Here is a 1,719-nt window from a genome sequence, read left to right on the forward strand (position 1 = left end):
GTCGAGCCCGACGAGGGCAGCATTGTGGTGCCGCCGGGCAATTCGGTGGGTTATATGGAGCAGGACCCGAAAATGGAGGGTTTCGCCACGCTTGGCGATTTTGCCGCCTCCGCTCTGGATCCTGGCGAGCTCTACAAGGTGGAGCGCGCGGGCGAAGGGCTGAAGTTTGATCCTGCCCGCCCGGTGGCAACCGCCTCTGGCGGGGAGCGTCGCCGCGCCGCCCTGGCCAAGCTGATGGCCGAGGCGCCAGAACTGATGTTGCTGGACGAGCCCACCAACCACCTGGATATCGAAGCGATTTCCTGGCTTGAAAGCGAGCTTGCCGCGACCCGCACCGCCTATGTGCTGATTTCCCACGACCGCGCCTTTCTGCGCGCCTTGACCCGCGCCACGCTATGGGTGGATCGCGGTCAGGTGCGTCGCCAGGACAAGGGGTTCGAGCATTTCGAGGCCTGGCGCGACAAGATCTGGGAAGACGAAGACATGCAGCGCCACAAGCTCAACCGGCTGATCAAGTCCGAGAGCCGTTGGGCGGTCGAGGGCATATCGGCGCGACGCAAGCGCAATATGGGCCGGGTGCGCGCGCTTCAGGACCTGAAGGCGGAGCGCGCCGGTCAGATCAAGCGCCAGGGGGCTGCCTCGATGGATCTGGAGGCGGGACCGAAATCCGGCCGCAAGGTGATCGAGGCCGAGGGGCTGAGCAAACGCTTTGGCGACAAGGAGATCCTGCGCAATTTCTCGCTGACGGTGCAGCGGGGCGAGCGCGTGGCCTTTGTCGGCCGCAATGGCGTCGGCAAGACAACGCTTCTGAAGATGCTTCTGGGCCAGGAGCAGCCGGATGAGGGCACGGTCAAGCTCGGAACCAATCTGGATATCGCGCTCTTTGATCAGACACGGGACCAGCTCGACGGCAACGCCAGCCTCTGGGAGAACCTCACGGCCGATCCCTTGATGGGGATTTCCGGCAAGGCGGATCAGGTGATGGTACGTGGCCAGCCCAAGCATGTGGTGGGCTACCTCAAGGAATTCCTGTTTGACGAACGCCAGGCGAGGGCGCCGGTGCGGTCGCTCTCGGGCGGCGAGAAGGCGCGGTTGCTGCTGGCACGACTGATGGCGCGATCTTCCAATATGCTGGTGCTGGACGAGCCGACCAACGACCTCGATGTGGAAACACTGGACCTGCTGCAAGAGCTGCTCGACGCCTATGATGGCACCGTGCTGCTTGTGAGCCACGACCGGGATTTCCTGGACCGCGTGGCCACCACCACGATTGCGATGGAAGGGCAGGGCGAGGCGACGGCCTATGCCGGTGGCTGGAGCGACTACAGCGCACAAAGGCAGCCGCGCGAGGCGGCGGGGGAAAAGACGGAGAAGTCCAAATCTGCGAAACCCAAGCCCAAGGCAGAGGCGCCGCCGCAAAAGGATGTGCTGAGTTTCAAGGAAAAGCACCGGCTGGAGGCGCTGCCCGCCGAAATCGACCGGCTGGAGAAAGAAATCGCCAAGCTGGAAGAGCTGATGGCGGATCCAGAGCTGTTCACCCGCGAGCCGATCAAGTTCAAGAAAGCCACCGAAGCCCTTGTAGAACGTCAGGAAAAGCTGGCGTCCGCAGAAGAGGAATGGCTTGAACTGGAAGAAAAGTCTGGCAGTTAAGCACGGGGCGCGCGGGCTGAGACCTCCGCGCCTTGAGGGGTTTCGCTTCGGGCAAAGCCCGAAGCGACC

At 63.3% G+C, this 1,719-nt stretch carries 1 protein-coding gene; it reads left to right on the plus strand.

Annotated features, from left to right (window positions below; all coding sequences use genetic code 11):
• A partial coding sequence (locus tag HCZ87_RS20670) for an ABC-F family ATP-binding cassette domain-containing protein (protein ID WP_167647006.1) occupies positions 1–1,650 on the plus strand: 1,650 nt, incomplete at its 5' end.
• Positions 1,651–1,719 lie beyond the last annotated feature (69 nt).

Origin of the sequence: Phaeobacter sp. HF9A, assembly GCF_011806385.1 — a bacterium.
Taxonomy (GTDB): Bacteria; Pseudomonadota; Alphaproteobacteria; order Rhodobacterales; family Rhodobacteraceae; genus Epibacterium.